This is a genomic window from Streptomyces sp. NPDC050448, assembly GCF_040655295.1.
Lineage (GTDB): Bacteria > Actinomycetota > Actinomycetes > Streptomycetales > Streptomycetaceae > Streptomyces.
The window spans coordinates 375101-401827 of record NZ_JBFAJR010000001.1 but is presented as its reverse complement, the minus strand read 5'-3'; the positions used below and the strand labels follow the sequence as shown (position 1 = coordinate 401827).

The 26727-nt window shown below is 70.2% G+C and carries 25 protein-coding genes; 17 read left to right on the top strand and 8 right to left on the bottom strand.

Going from position 1 to position 26727, the window contains the following annotated elements:
• The first annotated feature begins 61 nt into the window (after positions 1 to 61).
• Positions 62 to 274, top strand: coding sequence for a hypothetical protein (locus tag AB0I68_RS01895; RefSeq protein ID WP_363175192.1), 213 nt, complete (start codon positions 62 to 64; stop codon positions 272 to 274).
• A 74-nt stretch (positions 275 to 348) separates the two neighbouring features.
• On the opposite strand, the gene AB0I68_RS01890 is transcribed toward AB0I68_RS01895, so the two are convergent.
• The gene (locus AB0I68_RS01890) at positions 349 to 1056 is read right to left on the bottom strand and encodes a class I SAM-dependent methyltransferase (RefSeq protein ID WP_363175191.1); all 708 of its coding nucleotides are present in this window, start codon (positions 1054 to 1056) and stop codon (positions 349 to 351) included.
• 101 nt (positions 1057 to 1157) lie between these two features.
• Positions 1158 to 1769: a DUF3043 domain-containing protein gene (locus tag AB0I68_RS01885; RefSeq protein WP_363175189.1), complete on the bottom strand. Its 612-nt coding sequence runs from the start codon at positions 1767 to 1769 to the stop codon at positions 1158 to 1160.
• A gap of 321 nt (positions 1770 to 2090) precedes the next feature.
• On the opposite strand from AB0I68_RS01885, the gene AB0I68_RS01880 reads away from it, so the two are divergent.
• Together AB0I68_RS01880 and AB0I68_RS01875 are read left to right on the top strand one after the other, a co-directional pair.
• A complete protein-coding gene (locus AB0I68_RS01880) occupies positions 2091 to 2885 on the top strand; it encodes a PspA/IM30 family protein (protein WP_361723132.1) in 795 nt (264 codons plus the stop codon).
• A 13-nt stretch (positions 2886 to 2898) separates the two neighbouring features.
• Positions 2899 to 3177 carry a hypothetical protein gene (locus AB0I68_RS01875; RefSeq protein WP_363175188.1) on the top strand — a complete coding sequence of 93 codons (279 nt, stop codon included), beginning with the start codon at positions 2899 to 2901 and terminating at the stop codon, positions 3175 to 3177.
• 111 nt (positions 3178 to 3288) lie between these two features.
• Here the strand turns inward: AB0I68_RS01875 and AB0I68_RS01870 are convergent, their stop codons facing one another.
• Positions 3289 to 4059, bottom strand: a complete 771-nt coding sequence (locus AB0I68_RS01870) for a hypothetical protein (RefSeq protein WP_363175187.1) — start codon at positions 4057 to 4059, stop codon at positions 3289 to 3291.
• A gap of 87 nt (positions 4060 to 4146) precedes the next feature.
• On the opposite strand from AB0I68_RS01870, the gene AB0I68_RS01865 reads away from it, so the two are divergent.
• The 3 genes from AB0I68_RS01865 to AB0I68_RS01855 all read left to right on the top strand — a co-directional run bounded on the left by AB0I68_RS01865 (position 4147) and on the right by AB0I68_RS01855 (position 9078).
• The gene (locus tag AB0I68_RS01865; RefSeq protein WP_363175186.1) at positions 4147 to 4980 is read left to right on the top strand and encodes an adenosylcobinamide-GDP ribazoletransferase; all 834 of its coding nucleotides are present in this window, start codon (positions 4147 to 4149) and stop codon (positions 4978 to 4980) included.
• A 55-nt stretch (positions 4981 to 5035) separates the two neighbouring features.
• Complete coding sequence (locus tag AB0I68_RS01860) at positions 5036 to 5737, top strand: response regulator transcription factor (protein ID WP_363175185.1); 702 nt, start codon at positions 5036 to 5038, stop codon at positions 5735 to 5737.
• A 209-nt stretch (positions 5738 to 5946) separates the two neighbouring features.
• Positions 5947 to 9078, top strand: coding sequence for an efflux RND transporter permease subunit (locus AB0I68_RS01855; protein WP_363175184.1), 3132 nt, complete (start codon positions 5947 to 5949; stop codon positions 9076 to 9078).
• 162 nt (positions 9079 to 9240) lie between these two features.
• Here AB0I68_RS01855 and nadA read toward each other — a convergent pair whose 3' ends face one another.
• Complete coding sequence (gene nadA / locus AB0I68_RS01850; RefSeq protein WP_363175183.1) at positions 9241 to 10428, bottom strand: quinolinate synthase NadA; 1188 nt, start codon at positions 10426 to 10428, stop codon at positions 9241 to 9243.
• A 323-nt stretch (positions 10429 to 10751) separates the two neighbouring features.
• On the opposite strand from nadA, the gene erpA reads away from it, so the two are divergent.
• A complete protein-coding gene (erpA, locus tag AB0I68_RS01845; RefSeq protein ID WP_030010511.1) occupies positions 10752 to 11108 on the top strand; it encodes an iron-sulfur cluster insertion protein ErpA in 357 nt (118 codons plus the stop codon).
• 72 nt (positions 11109 to 11180) lie between these two features.
• On the opposite strand, the gene AB0I68_RS01840 is transcribed toward erpA, so the two are convergent.
• On the bottom strand, positions 11181 to 12629 hold the full coding sequence (locus AB0I68_RS01840; RefSeq protein ID WP_363175182.1) for a hypothetical protein: 1449 nt from the start codon (positions 12627 to 12629) through the stop codon (positions 11181 to 11183).
• A 321-nt stretch (positions 12630 to 12950) separates the two neighbouring features.
• Positions 12951 to 13184, bottom strand: coding sequence for a hypothetical protein (locus AB0I68_RS01835; RefSeq protein WP_363175181.1), 234 nt, complete (start codon positions 13182 to 13184; stop codon positions 12951 to 12953).
• Between the two features lie 131 nt (positions 13185 to 13315).
• On the opposite strand from AB0I68_RS01835, the gene AB0I68_RS01830 reads away from it, so the two are divergent.
• Complete coding sequence (locus tag AB0I68_RS01830) at positions 13316 to 14293, top strand: carbohydrate kinase family protein (protein ID WP_363175180.1); 978 nt, start codon at positions 13316 to 13318, stop codon at positions 14291 to 14293.
• A gap of 85 nt (positions 14294 to 14378) precedes the next feature.
• Here the strand turns inward: AB0I68_RS01830 and AB0I68_RS01825 are convergent, their stop codons facing one another.
• Entirely contained in the window at positions 14379 to 15758 is a 1380-nt protein-coding gene (locus AB0I68_RS01825; RefSeq protein ID WP_363175179.1) for an aminotransferase class V-fold PLP-dependent enzyme, read from the bottom strand.
• A 282-nt stretch (positions 15759 to 16040) separates the two neighbouring features.
• On the opposite strand from AB0I68_RS01825, the gene coxB reads away from it, so the two are divergent.
• The 4 genes from coxB to AB0I68_RS01805 all read left to right on the top strand — a co-directional run bounded on the left by coxB (position 16041) and on the right by AB0I68_RS01805 (position 20496).
• Positions 16041 to 17015: a cytochrome c oxidase subunit II gene (gene coxB / locus AB0I68_RS01820; protein ID WP_363175178.1), complete on the top strand. Its 975-nt coding sequence runs from the start codon at positions 16041 to 16043 to the stop codon at positions 17013 to 17015.
• Entirely contained in the window at positions 17012 to 18742 is a 1731-nt protein-coding gene (gene ctaD / locus AB0I68_RS01815) for a cytochrome c oxidase subunit I (protein ID WP_363175177.1), read from the top strand. The genes coxB and ctaD overlap by 4 nt, the downstream gene beginning before the upstream one ends.
• Positions 18739 to 19137, top strand: coding sequence for a cytochrome c oxidase subunit 4 (locus tag AB0I68_RS01810; protein WP_363175176.1), 399 nt, complete (start codon positions 18739 to 18741; stop codon positions 19135 to 19137). The genes ctaD and AB0I68_RS01810 overlap by 4 nt, the downstream gene beginning before the upstream one ends.
• A 114-nt stretch (positions 19138 to 19251) precedes the next feature.
• Entirely contained in the window at positions 19252 to 20496 is a 1245-nt protein-coding gene (locus AB0I68_RS01805) for an Ig-like domain-containing protein (RefSeq protein ID WP_363175175.1), read from the top strand.
• A gap of 152 nt (positions 20497 to 20648) precedes the next feature.
• Here the strand turns inward: AB0I68_RS01805 and AB0I68_RS01800 are convergent, their stop codons facing one another.
• Complete coding sequence (locus AB0I68_RS01800; RefSeq protein ID WP_363175174.1) at positions 20649 to 21050, bottom strand: hypothetical protein; 402 nt, start codon at positions 21048 to 21050, stop codon at positions 20649 to 20651.
• Positions 21051 to 21248: 198 nt separating this feature from the next.
• Between AB0I68_RS01800 and AB0I68_RS01795 the strand changes: the two genes are divergently transcribed.
• The 5 genes from AB0I68_RS01795 to trpD all read left to right on the top strand — a co-directional run bounded on the left by AB0I68_RS01795 (position 21249) and on the right by trpD (position 26667).
• On the top strand, positions 21249 to 21869 hold the full coding sequence (locus AB0I68_RS01795) for a heme-copper oxidase subunit III (RefSeq protein WP_363175173.1): 621 nt from the start codon (positions 21249 to 21251) through the stop codon (positions 21867 to 21869).
• 76 nt (positions 21870 to 21945) lie between these two features.
• The gene (locus tag AB0I68_RS01790; protein ID WP_363175172.1) at positions 21946 to 22755 is read left to right on the top strand and encodes a c-type cytochrome; all 810 of its coding nucleotides are present in this window, start codon (positions 21946 to 21948) and stop codon (positions 22753 to 22755) included.
• Positions 22752 to 23810 carry a Rieske 2Fe-2S domain-containing protein gene (locus tag AB0I68_RS01785; RefSeq protein ID WP_363175171.1) on the top strand — a complete coding sequence of 353 codons (1059 nt, stop codon included), beginning with the start codon at positions 22752 to 22754 and terminating at the stop codon, positions 23808 to 23810. Before AB0I68_RS01790 ends, AB0I68_RS01785 begins: the two co-directional genes overlap by 4 nt.
• Entirely contained in the window at positions 23807 to 25432 is a 1626-nt protein-coding gene (locus AB0I68_RS01780) for a cytochrome bc complex cytochrome b subunit (protein ID WP_363175170.1), read from the top strand. Before AB0I68_RS01785 ends, AB0I68_RS01780 begins: the two co-directional genes overlap by 4 nt.
• Positions 25433 to 25575: 143 nt before the next feature.
• Positions 25576 to 26667, top strand: a complete 1092-nt coding sequence (trpD, locus tag AB0I68_RS01775; RefSeq protein WP_363175169.1) for an anthranilate phosphoribosyltransferase — start codon at positions 25576 to 25578, stop codon at positions 26665 to 26667.
• Positions 26668 to 26727 lie beyond the last annotated feature (60 nt).

Sequence of the window (26727 nt, the reverse complement as noted above, 5' to 3'; positions counted from 1 at the left end):
ACTCTGCGGGCAGACTCAAGGCGAGAAGCGTGCGAGCAGCGGACGAGCAACGGAGGCGGACATGGCGTGGACGTGGCGGTTCGAGACGGCCGACGGCACCGAGACGAGCCCGTCGGTGGTACCGGAGGAGTTCACCACGCAGGGCGACGCGGAGTCCTGGATCGGTGAGTACTGGAAGGAGCTGCTGGACGGCGGCACCGAGAAGGTGAAGCTGTCCGACGACAACGGCACCGAGCTGTACGCGATGAGCCTGCGCGAGGCGCTGGGCGCCTGAGCGGCCGCCGCCGATGCAGGAAGCCCGGACCTCCAGGGGGCCGGGCTTCCTCGGTTCTGCGGGGGTTGCGGTGGTCAGCCCCGTACGCCGCACAGGTGCAGCAGCGCCGCCACCCCGCGGTACGGGTCGGTCCGCCCGGCGCGGTCCTCTGCGGCCAGCAGCCGCTCCAGCTCCTCGTCCGGGGGCAGGTTCTCGCCGGCCTCGGTCCCGTCGGTGAAGACGCGTACGCCGTACCAGGCCTGCAGCGGCGCGCCGATCCCGGACAGCGTGGCCGTGAGCCCGGCCAGCCGGTCGGCCCGTACGTCCAGGCCCAGCCGGTTCGTGTAGTCGACGGTGTCGAAGGCGGCCAGCGCGGCCGACCAGTCGGCGTCCAGCCCGGGCCGCATCGCGAGGGCGTCGCCGTTGCGCACGAGCAGGGACATCAGTCCGCCGGGGGCCAGCATCCGGGCCAGCCCGGCGAGCATCGCGTCCGGCTCGGGTACGTACATCAGCACGCCGTGGCACAGCACCACGTCGAAGCTGCCCGGCAGGAAGTGCGCGCCGGTCTCACGGCCGTCGCCCTCCATGAGCCGGACCCGGTCCTGGATCCCGGCGGGCTCGGCCGCCAGCGCCTCCTGGGCGGCGGCGAGCATGGCGGGGTCCTGCTCCAGTCCGGTGACCTTGTGCCCGGCGCGGGCGAGACGCAGCGCCTGGGTGCCCTGGCCCATGCCGACGTCGAGGACGCGCAGCCGCTGCCCGACCGGGAAGCGGTGCGCGATCTGTTCGTCGACCTGCCGGCCCACGAGTTCCTGGCGGACGGCGTTGCGCAGTCCGCCCAGTCCCTCGAGCCACAGCCTGGCGCCCCCCGCGAAGCCGTCTCCGGACGCTCCGGGCTTTCCTCCGGTCAGGGCCGTTCCCCCCGCTTGACCTGCGGCTTCGGCAGGCGCAGCCGGCGCATCTGGAGGGTGCGCATCAGGCCGTACGCGACGGCGCCGCCGCGGCGCGGCTCGTCGGGGAAGCGCTGGGCGAGGGCCTTGCGCAGGCGGAAGCCCATGCCGATGGAGTCGACGATGATCAGGGCGATCACCGCGAGCCACAGCATCAGGGCGATGTTCTGGATCGACGGCACCCGCACCATGGTCAGCACCAGGATGATCACTGCCAGCGGCAGGAACATTTCGGCGACGGAGAAGCGGGAGTCCACGAAGTCGCGGACGAACCGGCGGACGGGGCCCTTGTCGCGGGCGGGCAGATAGCGCTCGTCACCACTGGCCAGCGCCTCGCGCTGCTTGGCCATCTCTACACGGCGGCGCTCACGGGCACGCTTGGCGTCCTCCTTGCGATTGCCGGTCGAGGCCACCACGGCCTTGCGCTGCGACTGGGCCACAGCACGCTTCGGCGTCGGGCGGCCCTTCGGGGCCTGCGGGTCACGGGGCTGCGAGAGGTCGGCGCTCACCTTGTCGGTGGCGGCGGCCTTCTCTTCCTTGGAGGAGCGGCTACCAAACACAAAACCCAAGCCTACGTGGTTGCGGCCGGGTACCCCACCCCGCCGGGGAACGATCCGGCAACGGCGGGCGTCTTCCCTGTGCAGGGTTCGTACAGCGGGTCGGGCCTTCCCGGACCCCCGGCGCCGGTCGGGGGAGCACCTACTCCTTACGCCCGACAAGGGCGGGGGCGGAGTCGTCCTGGAGGAGGAGCGCATCCGTACACGAACAGTGCGGTAATGGAGACAGGGCCCGTACTGTGGGTTCTGATGGTGGTCGGCTCGGGAGTCCGGGGCGATCGCCATGGCTGGTGACCTGGAGCGAAGTCCGTCAGAAGGGGGCGCGCGAAGCCCATGAGCGGTGTCATGAAGCGTATGGGGATGATCTTCCGCGCGAAGGCGAACAAGGCCCTGGACCGGGCCGAGGACCCGCGCGAGACCCTCGACTACTCGTACCAGAAGCAGCTGGAGCTGCTTCAGAAGGTGCGCCGCGGCGTCGCCGACGTGGCGACCTCCCGCAAGCGACTGGAGCTGCAGCTGAACCAGCTCCAGGGCCAGTCCGCCAAGCTCGAGGACCAGGGCCGCAAGGCGCTGGCGCTGGGCCGCGAGGACCTGGCCCGCGAGGCGCTGTCCCGGCGCGCCTCGCTGCAGCAGCAGGTCAGCGACCTGGAGGTGCAGCACCAGACCCTGCAGGGCGAGGAGGAGAAGCTGACCCTCGCCGCGCAGCGCCTCCAGGCAAAGGTGGACGCCTTCCGTACGAAGAAGGAGACCATCAAGGCCACGTACACGGCGGCGCAGGCCCAGACCCGGATCGCGGAGTCGTTCTCCGGCATCTCCGAGGAGATGAGCGACGTCGGCCTGGCCATCCAGCGGGCCGAGGACAAGACGGCCCAGCTGCAGGCCCGCGCCGGTGCGATCGACGAGCTGCTGGCCTCCGGCGCCCTCGACGACCAGAGCGGTCTCGGCTCCAAGGACGACATCCAGGCCGAGCTGGACCGCCTCTCCGGCGGTACGGACGTGGAGCTCGAGCTCCAGCGGATGAAGGCCGAGCTGGCGGGCGGCCCGTCGGCGCAGCAGCAGGCCATCGAGGGCGGTGCCCCGGGCAGCGCCCAGCAGTCGCAGACCCAGCACCGCTTCGACAAGCAGTAGGACGGGGCCCGTCATGATTGTCCGCATCATGGGGGAAGGCCAGTGGAAGCTGGACGACGGTCACTTCGCCGAGCTCAACACGCTGGACGACGATCTGCTCGCGGAGATGGAGAGCGGTGACGAGGAGGGCTTCCGGCGCACGCTGGGCGCGCTGCTCGAGGCCGTACGGCGGCTCGGCGAGCCGCTGCCGGACGATGCGCTGGAGCCGTCCGAGCTGATCCTGCCCGCGGAGGAGGCCTCGCTCGACGAGGTCAGGGAGATGCTCAGCGACGACGGCCTGATCCGGGGCTGAGCCTCCCGGCGGCAGGACACGGACGTGGCGGCGCCCGGCCCGCCCCCTTCCCGGGGGGCCGGCCGGGCGCCGCCACGTTGTGGGCGCCCCGCCGGTACGGGGCGCGCCTCTTCAGTGCTTCGTCGGCTTCGAGACCACCGGCCGCTCCTGATCGGGGGTCCCGCCGATGAAGTTCTCGAACCTGCGGCGCGGGGCCGCCCAGCGCCGGTCGTGGTGGAACGCGCGCAGCCTGGCCTTGGCGCGGGCCCGCGGGCGTTTCGCGTAGAACCTCTTCGCGTACGGGGAGCCGGGCCGGGCCAGCCGGATCGCCCCGATCAGCGCCACGAAGGGGATGACCGTGCCGAAGAACGCGGTGCGCGCCTTGCCCTTCCACAGGGCGATCAGGGCCAGGAAGAAGTTGGTGGCGGTGTTCATGACGACGAGGCCGCGGCTCTGCCGCTCGTCGGCGGTCAGGTCGTTGACGCCGAAGGGCAGGAACCCGCCCAGCACCAGCGCCACGAGCGCGGCCGTCAGGACCACGATCTCGACGCTCTTGCGGCCCTGCTCGCTCCAGTAGACGTCGTCGAGGTGCAGGATCAGCGCGAACTCGTCCAGCACCAGGCCCGCGCCCAGCCCGAAGATGACGGCGGAGGCCATGGCGCCGAAACCGTACCGGCCGCTGCCCACCGCCCCGAACCCGCCGATGATCACCAGGACGACGCCGGGCACCACGTGGTGGACGTGCATCCCGCCCGGGGTGACGTTCCTGAACGGCCCCCGCCCGGCCCGGATCAGCCGGGTGATCACACGGGTGATCAGGAACGACATCACGAACGAAACCAGGGCGAGGAGGAGCGGGAGCTTCCCCGGTTCGACGATGTTCCGGTACCACCAGTGACCCATACCGCCAGCTCCCTCTTGTGGGCGGCTCCCTATTTTTCCCGTATGGGGCAATTTACCGCCCGCGGCGAGCGGGTAGCGTTCGCGCCGATGAAAGATTCGTTCGACGACCAGCCCCCCGCGTCGCTCCTGACGCCGCCGGCGGAGCGCGCCTCGCTGCGCGACGGCCTGCGCTTCGCGTTCGGCACGCTCACCGTGCTGCCCGCCCGCATCACCCGCTGGGACCGGCCCGCGGCCCGCACCGGAATGGCCTGTGCGCCGCTCGCCGGGCTCGTCGTGGGCGTGCTCGCGGCCGTGCCGGGCGTGCTGTTGCTCGTTCTGGGCGGCGGCCCGCTGCTCGCGGCGGCCGTCACGGTCGCCGTACCGGCCGCCCTGACCCGGGGTCTGCACCTCGACGGGCTCGCCGACACCGCCGACGGGCTGGGCAGCGCGAAGCCGGCCGAGGTGGCGCTGCGCATCATGAAGCAGTCCGACATCGGCCCCTTCGGGGTGGTGGCGCTGCTGCTGGTGCTGCTCGCCCAGGTGGGGGCACTGGCGGACCTCTACGCCGAGAGCTGGGTCCACGGGGCCCTGGCGACGGTCATCGCGGCCGTCACCGCCCGGCTGGCCATGACGCTGGCCGCCCGCGACGGCGTACCGCCGGCCCGCCCGGAGGGGCTGGGAGCGGCGGTGGCCGGGGTGCTCCCCAAGGGCTCGGCCGCCGGGATCGCCGCACTGGTGGCCGTCCTGGCCGGGGCCGCCGCCCTGCCGGTGGGGCCGGGCGCCGCCGTCCAGTGCGCGGGCGCGGTCCTGATCGCCCTGGCGGCGGCGGAGTCCCTGCTGCGCCGGTGCGTACGCCGCTTCGACGGGGTCACGGGCGACGTCTTCGGCGCGCTCGCCGAAATCGCGGCGACCACGGCCCTGGTGGTCCTGGCCCTCGGCTGACCCCCGCAGGCCCCGCGGGACCCGCCCCCGGGAGGGGACCGCGTAGGGTCGGGGCGTGGAAGAGACGCCGACGACCATCAGGGTGCTGCTCGCGGACGACCAGGCCCTGCTCCGCAGCGCCTTCAAGGTGCTGGTCGACTCCGAGCCCGACATGGAGGTCGTCGGCGAGGCCTCCGACGGCGCCCAGGCCTGCGCGCTCGCCCGGCAGACCCGGCCCGACGTGGTGCTCATGGACATCCGGATGCCCGGCACCGACGGGCTCGCCGCCACCCGCATGATCAGTGCGGACCCCGAACTCGCCGCCGTCCGCGTGGTCATGCTGACGACGTTCGAGGTCGACGAGTACGTCGTCCAGTCCCTGCGGGCCGGCGCCTCCGGGTTCCTCGGCAAGGGCGCCGAGCCCGAGGAGCTCCTCAACGCCATCCGCGTGGCCGCCGCCGGCGAGGCGCTGCTCTCCCCGGCCGCCACCAAAGGGCTCATCGCCACGTTCCTCGCCCAGGGCGGCGGCGCCGAGCCCGGCGCCCCCGCCGCCGTGCACGCCGAGCGGCTCGCCGCGCTGACCGTCCGGGAACGCGAGGTCCTCGTCCACGTCGCCGCGGGCCTGTCCAACGACGGCATCGCCGGACGGCTCGAGGTCAGCCCGCTCACCGTCAAGACCCATGTGAACCGGGCCATGGCCAAGCTCGGCGCCCGCGACCGGGCCCAATTGGTGGTCATCGCCTACGAATCGGGACTGGTCCGGCCCCGGGCCGAATAGCCCCGCCGCCGCCGGCGCGGCCGCGCGTACGGCCACGCAGTACAGCCACGCAGTACGGCGGCGTACTGCGGCGGCGTACTGCGGACGCGGTATGCCGCACATGAGGACGGCACCTGGGGGCGACGCAGTGGAGCGCCGGCGTACGGAAGCCTGAAGGACCGTGGCCTTCCCGGCCCACGCGCACGCCACTGCAGAGAGATCCCACACCCATGTCCTGGCTGTCCCGCTTCAGCCTGTCCCAAAGAGCGCTGATCGGCCTCGTGTCGATCACCGCACTGCTCTTCGGCGCCACAGCCATCCCGCAGCTCAAGCAGCAGCTGCTGCCGTCCATCGAACTGCCGATGGTGTCCGTGCTCGCGCCGTACCAGGGCGCCTCGCCCGACGTGGTGGAGAAGCAGGTCATCGAGCCGATCGAGGCCACCCTCAAGGGCGTCGACGGCATCACCGGCATCACCTCCACCGCCAGCGAGGGCAACGCCCTCATCATGGCCAAGTTCGACTACGGCGACAGCGGCACCAAGCAGCTCGTCGCCGACGTCCAGCAGGCCGTGAACCGGGCCCGCGTACGGCTGCCCGCCGAGGTCGACCCGCAGGTCGTGGCCGGCTCCACCGACGACATCCCGACCGTCGTCCTGGCCGTCACCTCGGACAAGGACCAGCAGGCGCTCGCCGATCAGCTGAACCGTTCCGTCGTCCCCGTCCTCGAGGACATCGGGGGCGTCCGCCAGGTCAGCGTCGACGGGGTCCAGGACCTCCAGGTCGCCGTCACCCCCGACAACGCCAAGCTCGCGGAGGCCGGCCTCGACGGCGCCGCCCTCGCGCAGGGCCTCCAGGCGGGCGGCGCGACCGTCCCCGCCGGCTCCTTCGACGAGGCGGGCAAGAACCGGACCGTCCGCGTCGGCGGTGGCTACACCTCTCTGTCCCAGCTGCAGGACCTGCGCCTGAGCGCCGGCCGCGGCAAGCCGGCCGTGCGCCTGGGTGACGTCGCCACCGTCAAGCAGGAGCCCGCCAAGGCCGTCTCCATCACCCGGACCAACGGCAAGCCCAGCCTCGCCCTCGTCCTCACCATGGACAAGGACGGCAGCGCCGTCGCGATCTCCGACGCCGTCCGGGACAAGCTGCCCGCGCTGCGCTCCGCGCTCGGCGCAGGCGCCGAGCTGACCGTCGTCAGCGACCAGGGCCCGCCCGTCGCCAAGTCCATCTCCAGCCTCACCACCGAGGGCCTGCTCGGCCTCCTCTTCGCGGTGATCGTGATCCTGGTCTTCCTGGCCTCGCTGCGCTCGACGCTGGTCACCGCGGTCTCCATCCCGCTGTCCGTGGTCCTCGCGCTGATCGTGCTCTGGACCCGCGACCTGTCGCTCAACATGCTGACCCTGGGCGCGCTCACCATCGCCATCGGCCGCGTCGTCGACGACTCGATCGTGGTCCTGGAGAACATCAAGCGCCACCTCGGCTACGGCGAGGAGCGCGAGGGCGCCATCATCGCCGCGGTCAAGGAGGTCGCCGGCGCGGTCACCTCCTCCACGCTCACCACCGTCGCCGTCTTCCTGCCGATCGGCTTCGTCGGCGGCATGGTCGGCGAGTTCTTCGGCCCGTTCTCCCTCACCGTCGCCGCGGCCCTGCTGGCCTCGCTGATCGTCTCCCTGACGGTCGTGCCGGTGCTCTCGTACTGGTTCCTGCGCGCGCCCGAGGGCGCGGCCGAAAACCCGGAGAAGGCGCGGCGCGAAGCCGAGGAGAAGGAGGCGAAGAGCCGCCTCCAGCGGTTCTACGTACGGGCCCTGGGCCTGGTCACCCGCCGCCGGATCGCCACCCTGTCCGTCGCGGTCGCGGTCCTCGTCGCCACCTTCGGGATGGCCCCGCTGCTGAAGACCAACTTCTTCGACCAGGGCGAGCAGAGCGTCCTGACGGTCAAGCAGCAGCTGCCCCCCGGCACCTCGCTGGCCGCCTCCGACGCGGCGAGCCGCACGGTGGAGAAGGCCCTGACCGAGGTCAAGGGCGTCAAGGACTACCAGGTCACCGTCGGCTCCTCCGGCTTCCTGGCCGCCTTCGGCGGCGGTACGGGCTCCAACCAGGCCTCGTACCAGGTCACCCTGGAGGACTCCGGCGACTCCGAGGGCGTCAAGAAGCGCATCGAGGACGCGCTCGGCAAGCTCGACGGCATCGGCGACACCAGCATCTCGGCGGGCGGCGGCTTCGGCAGCCAGAACCTCAGCGTGGTCGTCAAGGCGGGCGACGCGGACGTCCTCGCCAAGGCCGCCGAGCAGGTCCGGGCCGAGGTGGCCACGCTCGACGACGTCACCGACGTCCAGAGCGACCTGTCCCAGTCCGTGCCCCGGATCTCGGTGACCGCCACCCCGAAGGCCGCCGAGGCGGGCCTGAACCAGGCCGCCCTCGGCGCGATCGTGGCCCAGGCCGTACGGGGCAACCCGGCGGGCAAGGCCGTACTGGACAACACCGAGCGGGACATCGTCATCAAGTCCGCGCAGCCGGCCACCACCCTGGCCGAACTGCAGGCGCTCCCCGTCGGCCCGGTCCGGCTCGGCGACGTCGCCGAGGTCAAGGAGGTCCCCGGCCCGGTCTCGATGACCCGGATCGACGGTGCCCGCGCCGCCACCGTCACCGCGAAGCCGGTGGGCGACAACACCGGCGCGATCGGCGCCGCGCTCCAGACGAAGATCAAGGCGCTGGACCTGCCCGAGGGGGCCACGGCCACCATCGGCGGCGTCTCCGAGGACCAGAGCGACGCCTTCGCCTCACTGGGCCTGGCCATGCTCGCGGCCATCGCGATCGTGTTCATGCTGCTCGTGGCCACGTTCCGCTCGCTGATCCAGCCGCTCATCCTGCTGGTCTCGATCCCGTTCGCGGCGACCGGCGCCCTCGGTCTGCTGCTGGTGACCGGCACCCCGCTGGGCGTCCCGGCGATGATCGGCATGCTGATGCTCATCGGCATCGTGGTGACCAACGCGATCGTCCTGATCGACCTGGTCAACCAGTACCGCGCCCAGGGCCTCGGCGTCGTCGAAGCCGTCATCGAGGGCGGCCGGCACCGGCTGCGCCCGATCCTCATGACGGCCCTCGCGACGATCTTCGCGCTGCTCCCGATGGCGCTCGGCGTCACCGGCGGGGGCGGGTTCATCTCGCAGCCGCTCGCGGTGGTGGTGATCGGCGGCCTGGTCAGCTCGACCCTGCTGACGCTGCTCCTGGTGCCGACGCTCTACACGATGATCGAGCTCCGCAAGGAGCGCCGCCGCACCAAGCGCGAGGCCAAGCGCTCGGCCCGCCTGACGGTGGTCCCGGCGTCGTCGGCCGTCTCGGACGAGGAGTCCCCGGCCACGGTCTGAGTCCGCAGGCAGGGTGGAGGGGCGTCCCGCACGGCGGGGCGCCCCTTCTCTCCGATGTACTGCGTCATGGCGATCAACTCGCCGTCCGTACCGGGGAGGTTGGGGGAGGTTAAACGACAGGGGCACCCCGGAAGGTGCCCCTTCGCCGATCCGTTCCGCCCGTTACGGCAGGGCGAGCATCCGCTCGAGCGCGAGCTTCGCGAAGCTCTCCGTCTCCTTGTCGACCTGGATCTGGTTGACGAGGGTGCCCTCGGCCAGGGACTCCAGGGTCCACACCAGGTGGGGGAGGTCGATGCGGTTCATCGTCGAGCAGAAGCAGACCGTCTTGTCGAGGAAGACGACCTCCTTGTCCTGCGCCGCGAATCGATTCGCCAGGCGGCGGACGAGGTTCAGCTCGGTGCCGATGGCCCACTTGGAGCCGGCCGGGGCCGCCTCCAGCGCCTTGATGATGTACTCCGTCGAGCCGACGTAGTCCGCGGCCGCCACGACCTCGTGCTTGCACTCGGGGTGGACGAGGACGTTCACGCCGGGGATGCGGGCGCGCACGTCGTTGACCGAGTCGACGGAGAACCGGCCGTGCACCGAGCAGTGGCCGCGCCACAGGATCATCTTGGCGTCCCGCAGCTGCTCGACGGTCAGGCCGCCGTTCGGCTTGTGCGGGTTGTAGAGCACGCAGTCGTCGAGGGACATGCCCATGTCGCGGACGGCGGTGTTGCGGCCGAGGTGCTGGTCCGGGAGGAAGAGCACCTTCTCGCCCTGCTCGAAGGCCCACTCCAGGGCCTTCTTCGCGTTGGACGAGGTGCAGATCGTGCCGCCGTGCCTGCCGGTGAACGCCTTGATGTCGGCGGAGGAGTTCATGTACGACACGGGGACCGTCGCGCCCGCGACGCCCGCCTCGGTGAGCACGTCCCAGCACTCGGCGACCTGCTCGGCGGTGGCCATGTCGGCCATCGAGCAGCCGGCGGCCAGGTCCGGCAGGACGACCTTCTGGTCGTCCGAGGTCAGGATGTCCGCGGACTCCGCCATGAAGTGGACGCCGCAGAAGACGATGTACTCGGCCTCCGGCTTGGCGGCCGCGTCCTTGGCCAGCTTGAAGGAGTCGCCGGTGACGTCGGCGAACTCGATCACCTCGTCACGCTGGTAGTGGTGGCCGAGGATGAAGACCTTGTCCCCGAGCTTCTCCTTGGCCGCGCGGGCGCGCGCGACCAGGTCCGGGTCCGACGGCGAGGGCAGGTCGCCGGGGCACTCCACCCCGCGCTCGCTCTTGGGGTCGGCCTCACGGCCGAGCAGCAGCAGGGCGAGGGGCGTCGGCTGGACGTCCAAAGGCTGGGCGGTGGTCACGACACGCACCCTTTCTGTTCTGCGACAAGGGGACTTCTGAAGCAGAGCTTCGACTTCTCGTCTATTTGACGCTATCTATGATAGCCGCTTCACGTCACTTTGACGATGCCGATAGTGTCGATGTGACGAATTCGCCTGAGGTGAAGCTCCTGGCCTGAGATGAAGCACTCGGTCCGTCGGGCCCACCTCCCCACGACGGTGTGCGAGCATGAATATCTAAGACATACGTCGGGTCCGGAATGAATCCGCGGCCCCGCTCGTTGCCATCGACGGCAAGAGTCCGACGTTTCCCTGCTTCCGCGGGGAGCCGCCCACTTCGGGAGTGAATGCAGATGTCCGTACAGGACGACAAGACCACTGTGAGCGACGGCATCCTCCTGTCCGACGCCGCCGCCGAGAAGGTCAGGACCCTGCTGGAGCAGGAAGGCCGCGATGACCTGGCGCTTCGCGTCGCCGTCCAGCCCGGCGGCTGCTCCGGCCTGCGCTACCAGCTCTTCTTCGACGAGCGCTCCCTCGACGGCGACGTCGTCAAGGACTTCGACGGTGTGAAGGTCGTCACGGACCGGATGAGCTCCCCGTACCTGCACGGTGCCTCGATCGACTTCGTCGACACCATCGAGAAGCAGGGCTTCACGATCGACAACCCCAACGCCACCGGCTCCTGCGCCTGCGGCGACTCCTTCAGCTAAGCCTGGAGCGAGCCTGTACGACGAAAGGGCCCCCGGCGCCGAGAGGCGCCGGGGGCTCTTTCGCGTACGGGGCTACTGCCGGGGGAGCGGCTTGCCCGTGGTCACGTCGACCACCTTGCGCTCGCCGAGCGGCTGCTGGAGGGTCGTCGACACGGTCATGTCCTGGGCGATCATGATGCAGGCCCGGCCGGGCTCGTTCGGGGTGTCGGTGATCTTCACCATGACCGACCCGGCCTCCTCCCGCGCCTCCAGGGCATAGGTGCTGCACATCCCGCCCCAGAAGTTCACGGTCAGCGTCCGGTCGGCCTCCTTGTACGAGAACCCGGGCACGGTCCGCCCGCCCTTGGGGGCCGAAGGCGCGGTGGAGCCGTTCTCACCGGCCGGCTGGACCACCGTGCGCCCGGGCCCGCCGTTGCTGCCCGCCACCTCGAACAGCCAGGCCGGCACCAGGCCGCGCGTCCCGTCCACGGTCCCCGGGGCCAGCCCGAGCACGGCCCCCTTCACGGTCTCGGTCCGCGGCGGCTTCATCGGGCGCGGCTCCGGGTTGCACGGCAGCGTGTCCGAGGGCCCGGCCGGGGTGTCCGGGGTCAGCGGGACCGAGGTGGCGCAGCCGCTGGGCCCCGGGTCCGTACCGCCCGACCCGGCCGAGGACCGGTTCAGCCGGGCCAGCGCCTCGACGGCCCCGACCACCGGCTGCTCGGCGGCGCGGACGGGCGCCTTCAGCTCGCCGCTGCCCGCCACCACCTGGGAGTCCGCACCCACGCTGACCTTCGTGGACCAGCCCTGCGTGGGCAGCCCGCCGATCACCGGGTCGGCGTTCACCACGCGGACGGCGTCCTGGGTGAGCCGGGCGTCCAGCGCGGCCCCGCTCTGGCCGGCGGCCGCGAGCACCGGAGCGGCGGCGGCCCTGGCGGCCTCCTCGCTCACCGGTGTACCGCCCTTGCCGCCCGTGTCCTGGGCACTCCGGGCGCCCTGGGGGAGGGTGGCCGGGCCGCAGGTGTCCTTGCCGCGCCGGCAGTCGTCCCCGGCGCCGCCCGTCCCCTGGAAGCGGGAGAAGTTCCAGGTCCCGGGGGCCTTGAGGTTCACCGTGAGCCGGGGTCCGGCGCCGTCGGCGCTCTCCCCGGCCTGCCAGAACTCGCCGGTCAGCCGCGGGGCGCCCGGGATGCCGAGGGCCGTCGCGAGCCGGGCCACCTCCTCCGAGGTGACCTCGCCGGTCGCGGCGAAGGCCGGCACGGTCGCCGGAGCCTCGGGGAGCGCGACGTCCGCCCGGTACGTGACCCCGCTGCCGTGCGGATCCGGCTCGCCGGGGGCGATGCCCGGCCCGGAGGGGTTCGGCGCGACGCGGGGCGCCGAGGCCGCGCTGTCACCCGTACGACCGCGCGGCGTACCGTCGCCGTAGGCCGTCGACGCCCAGTACGCCGTACCGCCGCCCGCGAGCAGGACGGCGGCCGCGATCGAGCCGATGGCCCAGGCCGGCCGCCGCCGTGTGCCGCGTGATGTGTCGGGTTGTTCGCTGGTCACCGCTTGCTCCTTCGCCCGTACCGCAGTGGCTGATGCGGCTGTGACGGAACAGACGGCAAACCGGTTCCGCGCTTGCGGAAAACGGCTCCCGAAGACCGGACACCCCAGGGGGTGTCCGGCGGACCATGGCCGGGCCCGGGCCTCCCCCAGACTCCGTCCGGGGGGACCCCCAGGCACCGCGCCTTGCCGCGTTGTCGTCGGTCGCCAATGTCCCCCAGCTACCGCTGGGAGGTGCCCCCACCGCAGTGGCTCCCTCCTCCGCCTTGCAATCCACGGCACCAGACGACCCGGGCTATCCGGCCCTGATCCGCCGGACACCCCCTAGTCGCCGTACTCGGCCGTGGAGGCGATCAGGCGGGCCGAGGCCGGCGGGACGCTGATCCCGTGGATCTGGGAGGGCGCCACCCGGTCCGGCCGCGGGTCCGCCGGGACCGCCCAGTGCGGGGCCATCCTGGCGCAGTCACCCAGCAGCCGTGCGAAGCCGCGCTGCGTGTCGGCAGTGTTCTCGGCGTTCCCGGCGTTCCCGGCGTACCCGAAACCATCGGTATAGGTCATGGGGCACGGTAGGCACGGCGCGGTGGGCGAAGAAAGACCTACTACGGGGTAGTTTCATGCGGTCGGCTGCCGGGCCGGGACCGGGTAGTTTTGACTGTCCCCTCGCCGTCCTCCGCAGGAGCATCCACGCCGTGCGCATCGCAGTCACCGGCTCCATCGCCACCGACCACCTCATGACCTTCCCCGGCCGCTTCGCCGACCAGCTCGTCGCGGACCAGCTGCACACGGTCTCCCTCTCCTTCCTCGTCGACAACCTCGACGTACGGCGGGGCGGCGTCGGCCCGAACATCTGCTTCGGCATGGGCCAGCTCGGCACCCGCCCGATCCTGGTCGGCGCGGCCGGCTACGACTTCGACGAATACCGCGCGTGGCTGGACCGGCACGGCGTCGACACCGCCTCCGTGCGGATCTCCGAGGTGCTGCACACCGCGCGCTTCGTGTGCACCACGGACGCCGACCACAACCAGATCGGCTCCTTCTACACGGGCGCGATGAGCGAGGCCCGCCTGATCGAGCTGAAGGCGGTCGCGGACCGGGTGGGCGGGCTCGACCTGGTCCTCATCGGCGCCGACGACCCCGAGGCGATGCTGCGCCACACGGAGGAGTGCCGGACGCGGGGGATCCCGTTCGCGGCGGACTTCTCGCAGCAGATCGCCCGGATGGACGGCGAGAACATCCGCACCCTGATGGAGGGGGCGACGTACCTCTTCTCGAACGAGTACGAGAAGGGCCTCATCGAGTCGAAGTCCGGCTGGTCGGACGCGGAGATCCTCGCCAAGGTCGGCACCCGGGTGACGACGCTGGGCTCGCGGGGCGTGCGGATCGAGCGGGTCGGCGAGGAGCCGATCGTGGTCGGCTGCCCGGAGGAGGCGGCGAAGGTCGACCCGACGGGCGTCGGCGACGCGTTCCGCGCCGGGTTCCTGACCGGCCTGGGCTGGGGTGTGGGCCTGGAGCGGGCCGCGCAGGTCGGCTGCATGCTGGCGACGCTGGTGATCGAGACGCTGGGCACCCAGGAGTACACGCTGGCGCGTGCGCACTTCATGGAGCGCTTCACGAAGGCCTACGGCGAGCCCGCCGCGGCCGACGTCCGGGCCCACCTGGCCGCGTAGCCGCCGGTGCGGGGGCGCTGCCCCCGCGCCTCGAACGCCGGCGGGGCTGACATCAGCCCCGCCGGCGTCTGGGGCGACCGGCCCGTCACACCTGGCGGCGGACCGTGTAGGCCACTCCCACCGGGCGGGGGGCCTCGCCCAGGTAGGCGTGGCCGCGCATCGCACACCACGCGGGGATGTCCAGCCGGGCCACCTCGTCGTCCGACAGGACGGTCACGGTCCCGCCGACCGGCACCGCGGCGATGACCCGGGCCAGCTCGATCACCGGCTGCGGGCAGCGCAGGCCCAGCGCGTCGATCTCCAGTGCGTCCGACACCGGCTCCGCGGCCACCGGTTCGCCCACGCCGAGCGTGGCGCGGACCCCCGCCACCACCCCGGGCAGGACCTCCAGGAAGCCGTTCACCTCCTCCGCCGTCGTCCCCGGCGGCAGGGAGACCCGTACGTTCCCCTCCGACAGCACGCCCATCGCCTGCAGCACATGACTCGGGGTCAGCGTGGAGCTGGTGCAGGAGGAGCCGGACGAGACGGAGTAGCCCGCCCGGTCCAACTCGTGCAGCAGCGTCTCGCCGTCGACGTACAGGCAGGAGAACGTGACCAGGTGCGGCAGCCGCCGCTCCGGGTCCCCGACCACCTCCACGTCCGGCACCAGCCGCGCCACGCGCCGCCGGATGCGGTCCACCAGGACCCGCAGCCGGGCCGCCTCCGCGTCGGCCTCGGCCCGTACCGCCCGCAGCGAGGCCGCAGCCGCCACGATCGCCGGGAGGTTCGTGAAGCCGGGGGAGCGGCCCGACTCCCGCTCGTCGGCGGGTCCTTGGGGCGAGAACCGGACTCCCTTGCGGACCGCCAGCAGCCCGACTCCGGCCGGCCCGCCCCATTTGTGCGCGCTCGCGGTGAGCACCGACCAGCCGCCCCCGACCGGGCCCCAGCCCAGCGACTGCGCCGCGTCCACCAGCAGCGGCACCCCCGCCGCCGCGCAGATCTCGGCCACCTCCGCCACCGGCTGGACCGTGCCCACCTCGTGGTTGGCCGACTGGAGGCAGGCCAGGGCCGTCGACGCGTCCAGTGCGCAGGCGTATCCGGCCGGGGACACCGCACCCGTGCGGTCCACGGGGACCTGGGTCACCGTTCCCCCGGCGGCCTCGTGCGCCTCCGCCGCATGGAGGACGGAACTGTGCTCCACCGCTGATACGACCAGATGACCGCCGACGCGCCGGCGCCCGGCGAGGACTCCCGCGACCCCCGTGTGAACCGCGTGTGTCCCCGAAGGAGTGAACACGAGCTCGTCGGGACGACAGCCCACCGCCTCCGCCGCCGCCTCGCGCGCCGCGTCGAGCAGCAGCCGGGCGCGCCGGCCCTCCCGGTAGAGCCGGGCGGGGTCCGCCCAGCCCTCGTCCAGGGAGGCCTGCAACGCCTGCCGGGCCACGGGGTGCAGGGGGGCGGCGGACGCGGTGTCGAAGTACGGCATCCGGCCACGCTAACCGGCGGCCGGCACCTTTCGAGGTCAGGGGCCGTCAGATGCCACCGGAGGCCGCCATTCAGGGGGTGTTGAGCCGTCCCCCGTACGGCCGATCCATCCCTTCGGGGGCAGTAGCGGCGCGTTGGGCACCCTCCCCGCGCGACCCCAAATAGCGTCCAGTAGGGTTTGGTCCGCATAAACATCCAAACCCCTGCCTGCGTCAGGGCCGGCGACCGACCCGAATACGGCCGCGGCCGGCCGCGCGGGCCGAGACTCTCGGGAAGGCGCTACGTGAGTCCCTACGGCTCCGACCGCTCGCCGCGGCCCCCGATGCGGCGGAAGCTGCTGCAGGTGCTGACTGCGGGCGCGGTCCTGGCGACCGCCACTGGTTGCTCGTACAACTGGCAAGACTTCCCCCGCCTCGGAATGCCCTATCCGGTCACGGAGGAGGCGCCTCGCATCCTGTCCCTGTGGCAGGGGTCGTGGGCAGCCGCTCTGATCACGGGCATCCTGGTCTGGGGCCTGATCATCTGGAGCGTCATCTTCCACCGGCGCAGCCGGACGAAGGTGGAGGTCCCCCCGCAGACCCGGTACAACATGCCCATCGAGGCGCTGTACACCGTGGTCCCGCTCATCATCGTCTCGGTGCTGTTCTACTTCACCGCGCGTGACGAGTCGAAGCTGCTCGCGCTCACCCCCAAGCCGGCACACACGATCAACGTGGTCGGCTTCCAGTGGAGCTGGGGCTTCAACTACGTCGAGAACGTCGACGGCGATGCGGCCACCCCGAAGGCGGGCGAGGTTCCCAAGGAGCTCGCCAACATCCCGGACCGCTTCACCAAGGAATTCCCCGCGGGCGCCGAAGGCGTCTACGAGAAGGGCGTTCCCGGCGACCACAACCCGGAGACCGGCAACCCCGGCCCGACGCTGTGGCTGCCCAAGGGCGAGAAGGTCCGCTTCATCCTGTCGTCGAACGACGTCATCCACTCCTTCTGGGTGGTCCCCTTCCTGTTCAAGCAGGACGTCATCCCGGGCCACACCAACGTCTTCGAGGTGATCCCCTCCCAGGAGGGCACCTTCATGGGCAAGTGTGCCGAGCTCTGCGGCGTCGACCACTCCCGGATGCTCTTCAACGTCAAGGTCGTCTCGCCCGAGGCATACCGGGCGCACCTCAAGGAACTGGCCGAGAAGGGGCAGACCGGCTTCCTCCCGGCCGGCATCAAGCAGACTGACCCGGCCCGGAATGCGGAGACGAACAAACTGTGAGCATCCTCAACGAATCTCAGGGTGCCGCCGCCGACTCGTATGAAAACGAGCTGCCGGTGCGGCGCAAGCAGCCGGGCAATGTCGTCGTGAAGTGGATGACCACTACCGACCACAAGACCATCGGCACGATGTACCTGGTCACGTCGTTCGTGTTCTTCATCATCGGCGGTCTGCTGGCGCTCCTCATGCGCGCCGAGCTGGCCCGTCCGGGTACGCAGATCATGTCGAACGAGCAGTTCAACCAGGCGTTCACCATGCATGGCACGATCATGCTGCTGATGTTCGCCACCCCGCTCTTCGCGGGCTTCGCGAACTGGATCATGCCGCTGCAGATCGGCGCGCCCGACGTGGCGTTCCCGCGGCTGAACATGTTCGCGTACTGGATGTACCTCTTCGGCTCGACCATCGCGGTGGCCGGCTTCGTCACGCCGAACGGCGCCGCCGACTTCGGCTGGTTCGCTTACTCCCCGCTGTCGGACGCGGTCCGCTCGCCGGGCATCGGCGCCGACATGTGGATCATGGGTCTGGCCTTCTCGGGCTTCGGCACGATCCTCGGCTCGGTCAACTTCATCACCACGATCATCTGCATGCGCGCCCCCGGCATGACGATGTTCCGCATGCCGATCTTCACCTGGAACGTGCTGCTGACCGGTGTCCTGGTCCTGCTCGCCTTCCCGGTGCTGGCCGCCGCGCTCTTCGCGCTGGAGGCCGACCGCAAGTTCGGTGCGCACGTGTTCGATGCGTCAAACGGCGGCGCGCTCTTGTGGCAACACCTCTTCTGGTTCTTCGGCCATCCAGAGGTGTACATCATCGCGCTACCGTTCTTCGGAATCGTCTCCGAGATCATCCCGGTCTTCTCCCGCAAGCCGATGTTCGGTTACATCGGTCTGATCGGTGCGACGATCGCGATCGCCGGCCTCTCCGTGACCGTGTGGGCCCACCACATGTACGTCACCGGCGGTGTGCTGCTGCCGTTCTTCTCCTTCATGACCTTCCTGATCGCGGTCCCGACCGGTGTGAAGTTCTTCAACTGGATCGGCACCATGTGGAAGGGCTCGCTGTCCTTCGAGACCCCGATGCTCTGGACGATCGGCTTCCTGGTCACCTTCACCTTCGGTGGTCTGACCGGCGTCATCCTGGCCTCGCCCCCGATGGACTTTCACGTCTCCGACTCGTACTTCGTCGTCGCGCACTTCCACTACGTCGTCTTCGGCACCGTGGTGTTCGCGATGTTCGCCGGCTTCCACTTCTGGTGGCCGAAGTTCACGGGCAAGATGCTGGACGAGCGCCTCGGCAAGATCACCTTCTGGACGCTGTTCATCGGCTTCCACGGCACGTTCCTGGTGCAGCACTGGCTGGGTGCCGAGGGCATGCCGCGTCGTTACGCGGACTACCTCGCGGCCGACGGTTTCACCACCCTGAACACGATCTCGACGATCAGCTCGTTCCTGCTGGGCATGTCGATGCTGCCGTTCATGTACAACGTCTGGAAGACGGCGAAGTACGGCAAGAAGGTCGAGGTCGACGACCCGTGGGGCTACGGCCGTTCGCTCGAGTGGGCGACGTCCTGCCCGCCGCCGCGGCACAACTTCCTCACCCTGCCGCGGATCCGTTCCGAATCCCCGGCGTTCGACCTGCACCACCCTGAGATCGCGGCCCTCGACCACCTCGAGGACCACAGCGTCGCCGCCAAGGCCGTCACCGGTGGCAAGGAGGCCGGCAAGTGAAGATCCAGGGCAAGATGTTCCTCTGGCTCTCCCTCTTCATCCTGATCATGGCCGTCGTGTACGGCGTGTGGTCGAAGGAGCCCGTCGGAACCACCGCGCTCTTCCTGGGCTTCGGCCTGAGCGTCATGATCGGCTACTACCTGGCCTTCACGGCCAAGCGCGTGGACGAGATGGCCCAGGACAACCTGGAGGCCGACGTCGCCGACGAGGCGGGCGAGCTGGGGTTCTTCTCCCCGCACAGCTGGCAGCCGCTCTCGCTGGGCATCGGCGGTGCACTCGCGTTCATGGGCGTCATCTTCGGCTGGTGGCTCATGTACTTCTCGGCCCCGATCATCGTGATCGGCCTGTGGGGCTGGGTGTACGAGTACTACCGCGGTGAGAACCAGAACCAGTAGGACCGCAGCAAGGCAAGGACCTGGGGCCCGGACTCCTCCAACGGAGGAGTCCGGGCCCCTCGTTTGCAGTCACCCCGCGCGCCGTAATGGTCATACCTTCATAGCGTTGGCTCCATGAAGCACTCACCGCGTCTTTGGACGGTTCTCAGCTGCTCCGCGCTGGTCGCGTCCCTCGGGGCCGGCGCCTCCGGCTGCGGGCCCGGAGGCAACCCGCTGTCAGCCCGCCCGTACGACGCGGGCGACCAAGTCGTCTTCAACCAGCCCCCGGGCAACCGGCCCGTCGACCCCGACCGGCCCCTGGAGATCACCGCCAAGGGGGGCGCCGGCCGGATCACCGACGTGACCGCCGTGGACGCCCGGGGCCGCCGCCTCGCGGGCGAGCTGAGCGCCAAGGGGGACCGCTGGCACAGCACCGTCCCGATGGCCGCCGGCGCCCACTACACGGTCCTGGTGGACACCGAGGACGAGCGCGGCGCTCCAGGGCAGCGCAGGCTGACGTTCGAGACCACTCCGGCCAAGAAGGTCCTGAACGTCGAATTCGGGCCGGACGAGGGCAAGTACGGCGTCGGACAGCCCCTTACTGCCGCACTCAACGTGCCCGTCACGGACAAGGCCGCCCGCGCGATCGTGGAGCGGGGCCTGGAGGTCGACACGCCGTCGGGCGTCGAGGGCGCCTGGCACTGGGTGGACGACAAGAACCTGCACTTCCGCCCCAAGGAGTACTGGCCCGCCCACTCCACCGTCTCCGTACGGAGCAATCTGGAGGGCATCAAGATCTCCGACGAGCTCCACGGGGCCGCCAGCAAGCCGCTGAAGCTGGAGATCGGGGACCGCGTCGAGGTCATCACCGACGCGTCCTCCCACTACCTCACGTTCAAGCGCAACGGAGAAGTGATCAACACCATTCCGGTGACCACCGGAAAGCCCGGCTACTCCACCCGCAACGGGGTCAAGGTGGTGCTGGGCAAGCAGTACTACGTCCAGATGCGCGGCGACACCGTGGGCATCGGCGGCAGCGAGTACTACAACTTGCCCGTCTACTACGCGGCCCGCGTCACCTGGAGTGGTGAATACGTCCACGCCGCGCCGTGGTCCGTCGATTCACAGGGCTACGAGAACGTCAGCCACGGCTGCACCGGCATGAGCACGGGCAATGCCGCCTGGTTCTTCGAGAACATCTCCGAGGGCGACATCGTCAAGGTGATCAACAGCATCGGCGACGAGATGGAGCCCTTCGGCAACGGCTTCGGCGACTGGAACCTGGACTGGAAGGTGTGGCGCGACGGCAGCGCCCTCCTCAAGGGCACCCAGGAAGGCCGCAGTCCGATCGACCAGGCCCGCCTGCGCCCGCAGGTCTGAGCCCGCAGGCCCGCGGCCCGGATCCGGCCGGCCTCCCCGGCACCCGCCCGGGGCCCCGGTCCCGGTCGCCGGCGCGCAGGAGCCGACACAGGCCCCTGCGCGCCAGTGCATGCCGGCCAGGGGGTGTCCGGCGGATCAGGGCCGGACACCCCCTACGCGTCCAGCGAAAGCCGGGAGCGCAGCAGGACCGCCAGGGCGTCGGCGAACTCCACCGGGTCGACCGGCAGGGTCACCGCCGCGTCCGCGCGGCTCCAGGTGGCCAGCCAGGCGTCCTGCGGACGCCCCATCAGCAGCAGCACGGGCGGGCACCGGAAGATCTCGTCCTTGATCTGCCGGCACACGCCCATGCCCCCGGCCGGAACCGCCTCGCCGTCGAGCACGCAGGCGTCGATCCCGCCCGCGTCCAGCTCGCTCAGGACGGCCGGGAGGGTGGCGCATTCCACGAACTCGACCGGCGGCAGGTCCGCGGCCGGCCTGCGCCCGGCCGCCAGCCGCACCTGCTCCCGGGTGCTCGCGTCGTCGCTGTAGACCAGAACCCGTGCAGTCGAGCGCATTTCGTTCCTCCACGGTGCCGTGAACAACGTTGATGTTGCGCGGGATGCTACTCCGTCCGACCCGGTGTCAACATCGGTTCTGACAGCCTTGCCGACGAACGCGCAGGGCCGATCTGATGGGCCGTTCGGGCCTTGCACACGCCCCTGACACTCCGAACGGCACCCCCCGGGGTGAGGGCGGGATAAGCGACCGACATAATGTCGGTCGTGGCGACAGCAACGACAGTAGATACCGGGCACGCGCACCCGACGGTCAACCGGCCGAACCTCGTCAGCGTCGGAACCATCATCTGGTTGAGTTCCGAGCTGATGTTCTTCGCGGCCCTCTTCGCGATGTACTTCACCCTGCGATCCGTGACAGGCGCCGAGTACTGGACAGAGCAGGCTTCGGCCTTGAATCTGCCCTTCTCGGCGACGAACACGACGGTCCTGGTGCTTTCCTCCCTCACCTGCCAGCTCGGCGTATTCGCCGCAGAGCGCGGTGACGTGAAGAAGCTCCGATCGTGGTTCATGATCACTTTCGTTATGGGTGCGATCTTCATTGGCGGCCAGGTGTTCGAGTACACCGAGCTGGTCAAGCACGAGGGCCTGAGCCTCTCGTCCGGTCCGTACGGCTCCGTGTTCTACCTGACCACCGGGTTCCACGGCCTGCACGTGACGGGCGGTCTCATCGCCTTCCTGCTGGTCCTCGGCCGGACGTACGCGGCCAAGAGGTTCACCCACGAACAGGCCACGTCGGCCATCGTCGTGTCCTACTACTGGCACTTCGTCGATGTCGTCTGGATCGGCCTCTTCGCGACGATCTACCTGATCAAGTAGCGAACACGTCACCGGGCCAGGCCCGGCACTCCATCCAGAAACACCGACGCAGAAGATCCTGACACCGGGGTAATCCGTGAAAAAGCTCTCCGCACGACGACGCCATCCGCTGGCGGCGGTCGTCGTTCTACTCCTCGCGCTGGCGGCCACTGGGGGGCTGTACGCCGCCTTCGCCCCTGCGGGCAAGGCGCAGGCCGATGAAACCGCCCAGTCCCTCGCCATCGAGGAGGGCAAGAAGCTCTACGCCGTGGGCTGCGCAAGCTGCCACGGAACCGGCGGTCAGGGTTCCACTGACGGCCCCAGCCTGGTCGGCGTCGGCTCCGCAGCCGTCGACTTCCAGGTGAGCACGGGCCGCATGCCCGCCCAGCAGCCCGGCGCCCAGGTGCCGAAGAAGCCGGTCATCTACTCCCAGGCGCAGACCGACCAGCTGGCCGCGTACGTCGCCTCCCTCGGCGCCGGCCCGATCGTGCCGACCGAGAAGCAGTACGACCCGGCGGGCGCCGACATCGCCAGGGGTGGTGAGCTGTTCCGCAACAACTGCGCGCAGTGCCACAACTTCACCGGCGAAGGCGGCGCACTGACGAACGGCAAGTACGCCCCCAACCTTGAGGGCGTCGAGCCGAAGCACATCTACGAGGCCATGCTCACCGGCCCGCAGAACATGCCCTCCTTCCCGGACAGCACCATGCCGACGAAGGAGAAGAAGGACATCATCGCGTACATCCAGCACGTGAACGGCGAGAAGTCGGTCAGCCCTGGCGGCCTGAAGCTCGGTGGCCTCGGCCCCGTCTCCGAGGGTCTGTTCGGCTGGATCTTCGGCCTGGGTGCGCTGATCGCTGTCGCCGTCTGGGTCGCGGCCCACACCGCTAAGGCCAAGAAGTCATGAGTAGCCAAGACATTCCCGAAGAGAAGCACCTGCCGAGCGAGCAGGGCGACGCGCACCACGGTGGCGTAGCAGTCGCGGACGACCCGTTCGCCGACCCGGGCCTTCCGGTCCACAAGCCCCGTATCCAGGACATCGACGAGCGGGCCGCGAAGCGCTCCGAGCGCACCGTGGCGATGCTGTTCACGCTGTCGATGCTGGCCACGATCGGCTTCATCGTCTCGTACGTGACCATCCCGGTCGACAAGATCATCTACATCTTCCCCATCGGGAAGGTGAGCGGGCTCAACTTCGCCCTGGGTCTGACCCTGGGCACCGCCCTCTTCTGCATCGGCGCGGGCGCGGTCCACTGGGCCCGCACCCTGATGTCCGACGTGGAGGTCGCCGACGAGCGCCACGAGATCGCGGCGCCGCCGGAGGTCAAGGCGAAGGTCATGCAGGACTTCGCCGACGGTGCGAACGAGTCCGGCATCGCCCGCCGCCCGCTGATCCGCAACACGATGCTGGGCGCGCTGGCCATGCTGCCGCTGTCCGCCGTCATGATCCTGCGCGACCTGGGCCCGCTGCCGGAGGAGAAGCTCCGTCACACCGTGTGGGCCAAGGGCAAGCTGCTCATCAACGACAACACGAACGAGCCGCTGCGTCCCGAGGACGTGCAGGTCGGTTCGCTGACCTTCGCCAGGCCGGAGGGCCTGGAGGAGGAGCAGCACGACTTCCAGACGCAGATCGCCAAGGCCGCCCTGATGATCGTCCGGATCAAGCCGGAGGACATCAAGGACAAGCAGGAACTCGAGTGGTCCCACGAGGGCATCGTGGCCTACTCGAAGATCTGCACCCACGTCGGCTGCCCGATCAGCCTGTACGAGCAGCAGACGCACCACGTGCTCTGCCCGTGCCACCAGTCCACCTTCGACCTCTCCGACGGCGCCCGTGTCATCTTCGGCCCGGCCGGCCACGCGCTTCCGCAGCTGCGGATCGGCGTGAACGGCGAAGGCTTCCTCGAGGCGCTCGGCGACTTCGAAGAGCCCGTCGGTCCTGCATTCTGGGAGCGCGGATGAGCACTGCCACCGATTCGAAGCGCAAAGCACCGGCCGGCGAGCGGGTAGCCGACTGGGCGGACGGCCGCCTGGGCATCTACAGCCTGGCCAAGTCCAACATGCGCAAGATCTTCCCGGACCACTGGTCCTTCATGCTGGGTGAGATCTGCCTCTACAGCTTCATCATCATCATCCTCACGGGTGTGTACCTGACGCTGTTCTTCCACCCGAGCATGAACGAGGTCGTGTACCACGGCTCGTACGTGCCGATGCAGGGCGTCCAGATGTCCGAGGCCTTCGCCTCGACGCTGGACATCAGCTTCGAGGTCCGCGGCGGTCTGCTCATCCGGCAGATCCACCACTGGGCGGCCCTGATCTTCGTCGCGGGCATGGTCGTGCACATGATGCGCGTCTTCTTCACCGGCGCGTTCCGCAAGCCGCGCGAGGTCAACTGGATCTTCGGCTTCCTGCTGCTGGTCCTCGGCATGTTCACCGGTTTCACCGGTTACTCCCTGCCGGACGACCTGCTCTCGGGCACCGGTGTCCGCTTCATGGAGGGCGCGATCCTGTCCGTGCCGATCGTCGGCACGTACATCTCGTTCTTCCTCTTCGGCGGCGAGTTCCCGGGCGGCGACTTCGTCTCGCGGTTCTACTCGATCCACATCCTGCTGCTGCCCGGCATCATGATGGGCCTGCTGGTGGCCCACCTGATCCTGGTCTTCTACCACAAGCACACCCAGTTCGCGGGTCCCGGCAAGACGAACAACAACGTCGTCGGCATGCCGCTGCTGCCGGTCTACATGGCCAAGGCCGGAGGCTTCTTCTTCCTGGTCTTCGGTGTCATCGCGGCCATCGCGGCGATCGCCTCGATCAACCCGATCTGGGCGCTCGGCCCGTACCGCCCGGACCACGTGTCCACCGGTGCGCAGCCCGACTGGTACATGGGTATGCCGGAAGGCCTGATCCGTGCCATGCCGGGCTGGGAGATCAACCTGTGGGGCCACACGCTCGTCCTGGGCGTGTTCATCCCGCTGCTGATCTTCCCGGTGGTGCTGGGCGCGATCGCCGTCTGGCCGTTCATCGAGTCCTGGGTCACCGGGGACAAGCGCGAGCACCACATCCTGGACCGCCCGCGCAACGTCCCGACCCGTACGGCCTTCGGTGTCGCCTGGATCGCGGAGTACATCGTGCTGCTGATCGGCGGTGGAAACGACATGTTCGCGCAGTACTTCCACCTCTCGATCAATAACATCACGTGGTTCGTCCGGATCGGCTTCTTCGTCGTCCCGGTCCTCGCGTTCATCGCCACCAAGCGCATCTGCCTCGGCCTGCAGCGCCGGGACCACGACAAGGTGCTGCACGGTCGCGAGACCGGCATCATCAAGCGCCTGCCGCACGGTGAGTTCGTCGAGGTCCACGAGCCGCTGTCGCAGGCCAAGCTGCACACGCTCACCGCGCACGAGCAGTACAAGCCGGTCGAGATCGGCCCGACGGTCGACGAGAACGGTGTCGAGCGCAAGGTCGGCCGCACGGAGAAGCTCCGCGCGAAGCTCAGCAAGGGCTTCTACGCCGAGAACAACCAGATTCCGAAGCCCACGGTGGAGGAGTACAAGGAGATCCAGAGCGGCCACGGCCACCACTGATCCCGCTTGAGGGACTGATTTCGGTCAGTCCTGGTGTCGCCACGGCGAGAGCCCCGTCCAGTGTCTGGACGGGGCTCTTTGCCGTCACCGGGGGTGGATAGGGTGGAGTCCTCAGTGCTTGCCGACGGATCCAGGAGCAGACCATGAGCGGTCAGAGTCCGGCTGACGCCGGTGGGGTGCCGGCCCTCCCCCAGACTCCGTCCGGGGGTACCCCCACTTGGCCGGGCATTCTCGACGCCCTGCTGACCGGCCAGGACCTGCGCGCCGACGAATCGGCCTGGGCCATGGACCGGATCATGCGCGGGGAGGCCACCGACGCCCAGATCGCCGGCTTCATGGTGGCGCTGCGGGCCAAGGGGGAGACCGTCGCGGAGATCAACGGCCTCGTACGCTCCATGTACGCGCACGCCAAGCTGATCGAGGTGCCGGGCCGGACGGTGGACATCGTCGGCACGGGCGGCGACGGGGCCAAAACGGTGAACATCTCGACGATGTCGTCGATCGTGGTCGCCGGTACCGGCGCCAAGGTGGTCAAGCACGGCAACCGGGCCGCGTCGAGCGCGAGCGGTTCCTCGGACGTGCTGGAGAAGCTCGGCGTCAACCTGGACCTCACCCCGGCGCGGGTGGTCGAGGTCGCCGAGGAGGCCGGCATCACCTTCTGCTTCGCGGTGAGGTTCCACCCGGCGCTGCGGCACGTGGCCGCGGCCCGCAGGGAGCTGGGCATCCGGACCACCTTCAACTTCCTCGGCCCGCTGACCAACCCGGCGCGGGTACGGGCGCAGGCCACGGGCGTGGCGGACGCCCGGGTGGCCCCCATCGTGGCGGGCGTCCTGGCGGAGCGCGGCTCCTCGGCGCTGGTGTTCCGCGGCGACGACGGCCTGGACGAGCTCACGACCACCGCCACCTCCCGGGTGTGGTGGGTCCGCGACGGCCGGGTGGACGAGCAGCCCTTCGACCCGCGCGACGTGGGCATCCCCCTGGTCGACGTCGCGCAGCTGCGCGGCGCGGACGCCTCGTACAACGCGGATGTCGCCCGCCGCGTGCTGGCCGGCGAGACCGGCCCGGTCCGCGACGCGGTGCTGCTGAACGCGGCGACGGCCCTGGTGGCCCTGGCCCCCGGCACGGGCTCCCTGGAGGACCAGATCCGCGCCGGCATCACCCGGGCGGCGGAGGCCGTCGACTCGGGTTCCGCCCGGGCGGCCCTGGACCGCTGGGTGGCGGCCAGCAACGCGTAGCGGTGCGAGAACGGCGTGAAACGGGCGACCCCGGTCCAGCATGCGGACCGGGGTCTTGCG

Bases quoted from the DNA above. Each gene is read 5' to 3' on its own strand.
- AB0I68_RS01895 (WP_363175192.1), top strand. From the start codon at position 62: ATGGCGTGGACGTGGCGGTTCGAGACGGCCGACGGCACCGAGACGAGC.
- AB0I68_RS01880 (WP_361723132.1), top strand. From the start codon at position 2,091: ATGAGCGGTGTCATGAAGCGTATGGGGATGATCTTCCGCGCGAAGGCG.
- AB0I68_RS01875 (WP_363175188.1), top strand. From the start codon at position 2,899: ATGATTGTCCGCATCATGGGGGAAGGCCAGTGGAAGCTGGACGACGGT.
- AB0I68_RS01870 (WP_363175187.1), bottom strand. From the start codon at position 4,059: ATGGGTCACTGGTGGTACCGGAACATCGTCGAACCGGGGAAGCTCCCG.
- AB0I68_RS01865 (WP_363175186.1), top strand. From the start codon at position 4,147: ATGAAAGATTCGTTCGACGACCAGCCCCCCGCGTCGCTCCTGACGCCG.
- AB0I68_RS01855 (WP_363175184.1), top strand. From the start codon at position 5,947: ATGTCCTGGCTGTCCCGCTTCAGCCTGTCCCAAAGAGCGCTGATCGGC.
- erpA (WP_030010511.1), top strand. From the start codon at position 10,752: ATGTCCGTACAGGACGACAAGACCACTGTGAGCGACGGCATCCTCCTG.
- AB0I68_RS01835 (WP_363175181.1), bottom strand. From the start codon at position 13,184: ATGACCTATACCGATGGTTTCGGGTACGCCGGGAACGCCGGGAACGCC.
- AB0I68_RS01825 (WP_363175179.1), bottom strand. From the start codon at position 15,758: ATGCCGTACTTCGACACCGCGTCCGCCGCCCCCCTGCACCCCGTGGCC.
- AB0I68_RS01805 (WP_363175175.1), top strand. From the start codon at position 19,252: ATGAAGCACTCACCGCGTCTTTGGACGGTTCTCAGCTGCTCCGCGCTG.
- AB0I68_RS01800 (WP_363175174.1), bottom strand. From the start codon at position 21,050: ATGCGCTCGACTGCACGGGTTCTGGTCTACAGCGACGACGCGAGCACC.
- AB0I68_RS01795 (WP_363175173.1), top strand. From the start codon at position 21,249: ATGTCGGTCGTGGCGACAGCAACGACAGTAGATACCGGGCACGCGCAC.
- AB0I68_RS01785 (WP_363175171.1), top strand. From the start codon at position 22,752: ATGAGTAGCCAAGACATTCCCGAAGAGAAGCACCTGCCGAGCGAGCAG.
- AB0I68_RS01780 (WP_363175170.1), top strand. From the start codon at position 23,807: ATGAGCACTGCCACCGATTCGAAGCGCAAAGCACCGGCCGGCGAGCGG.
- trpD (WP_363175169.1), top strand. From the start codon at position 25,576: ATGAGCGGTCAGAGTCCGGCTGACGCCGGTGGGGTGCCGGCCCTCCCC.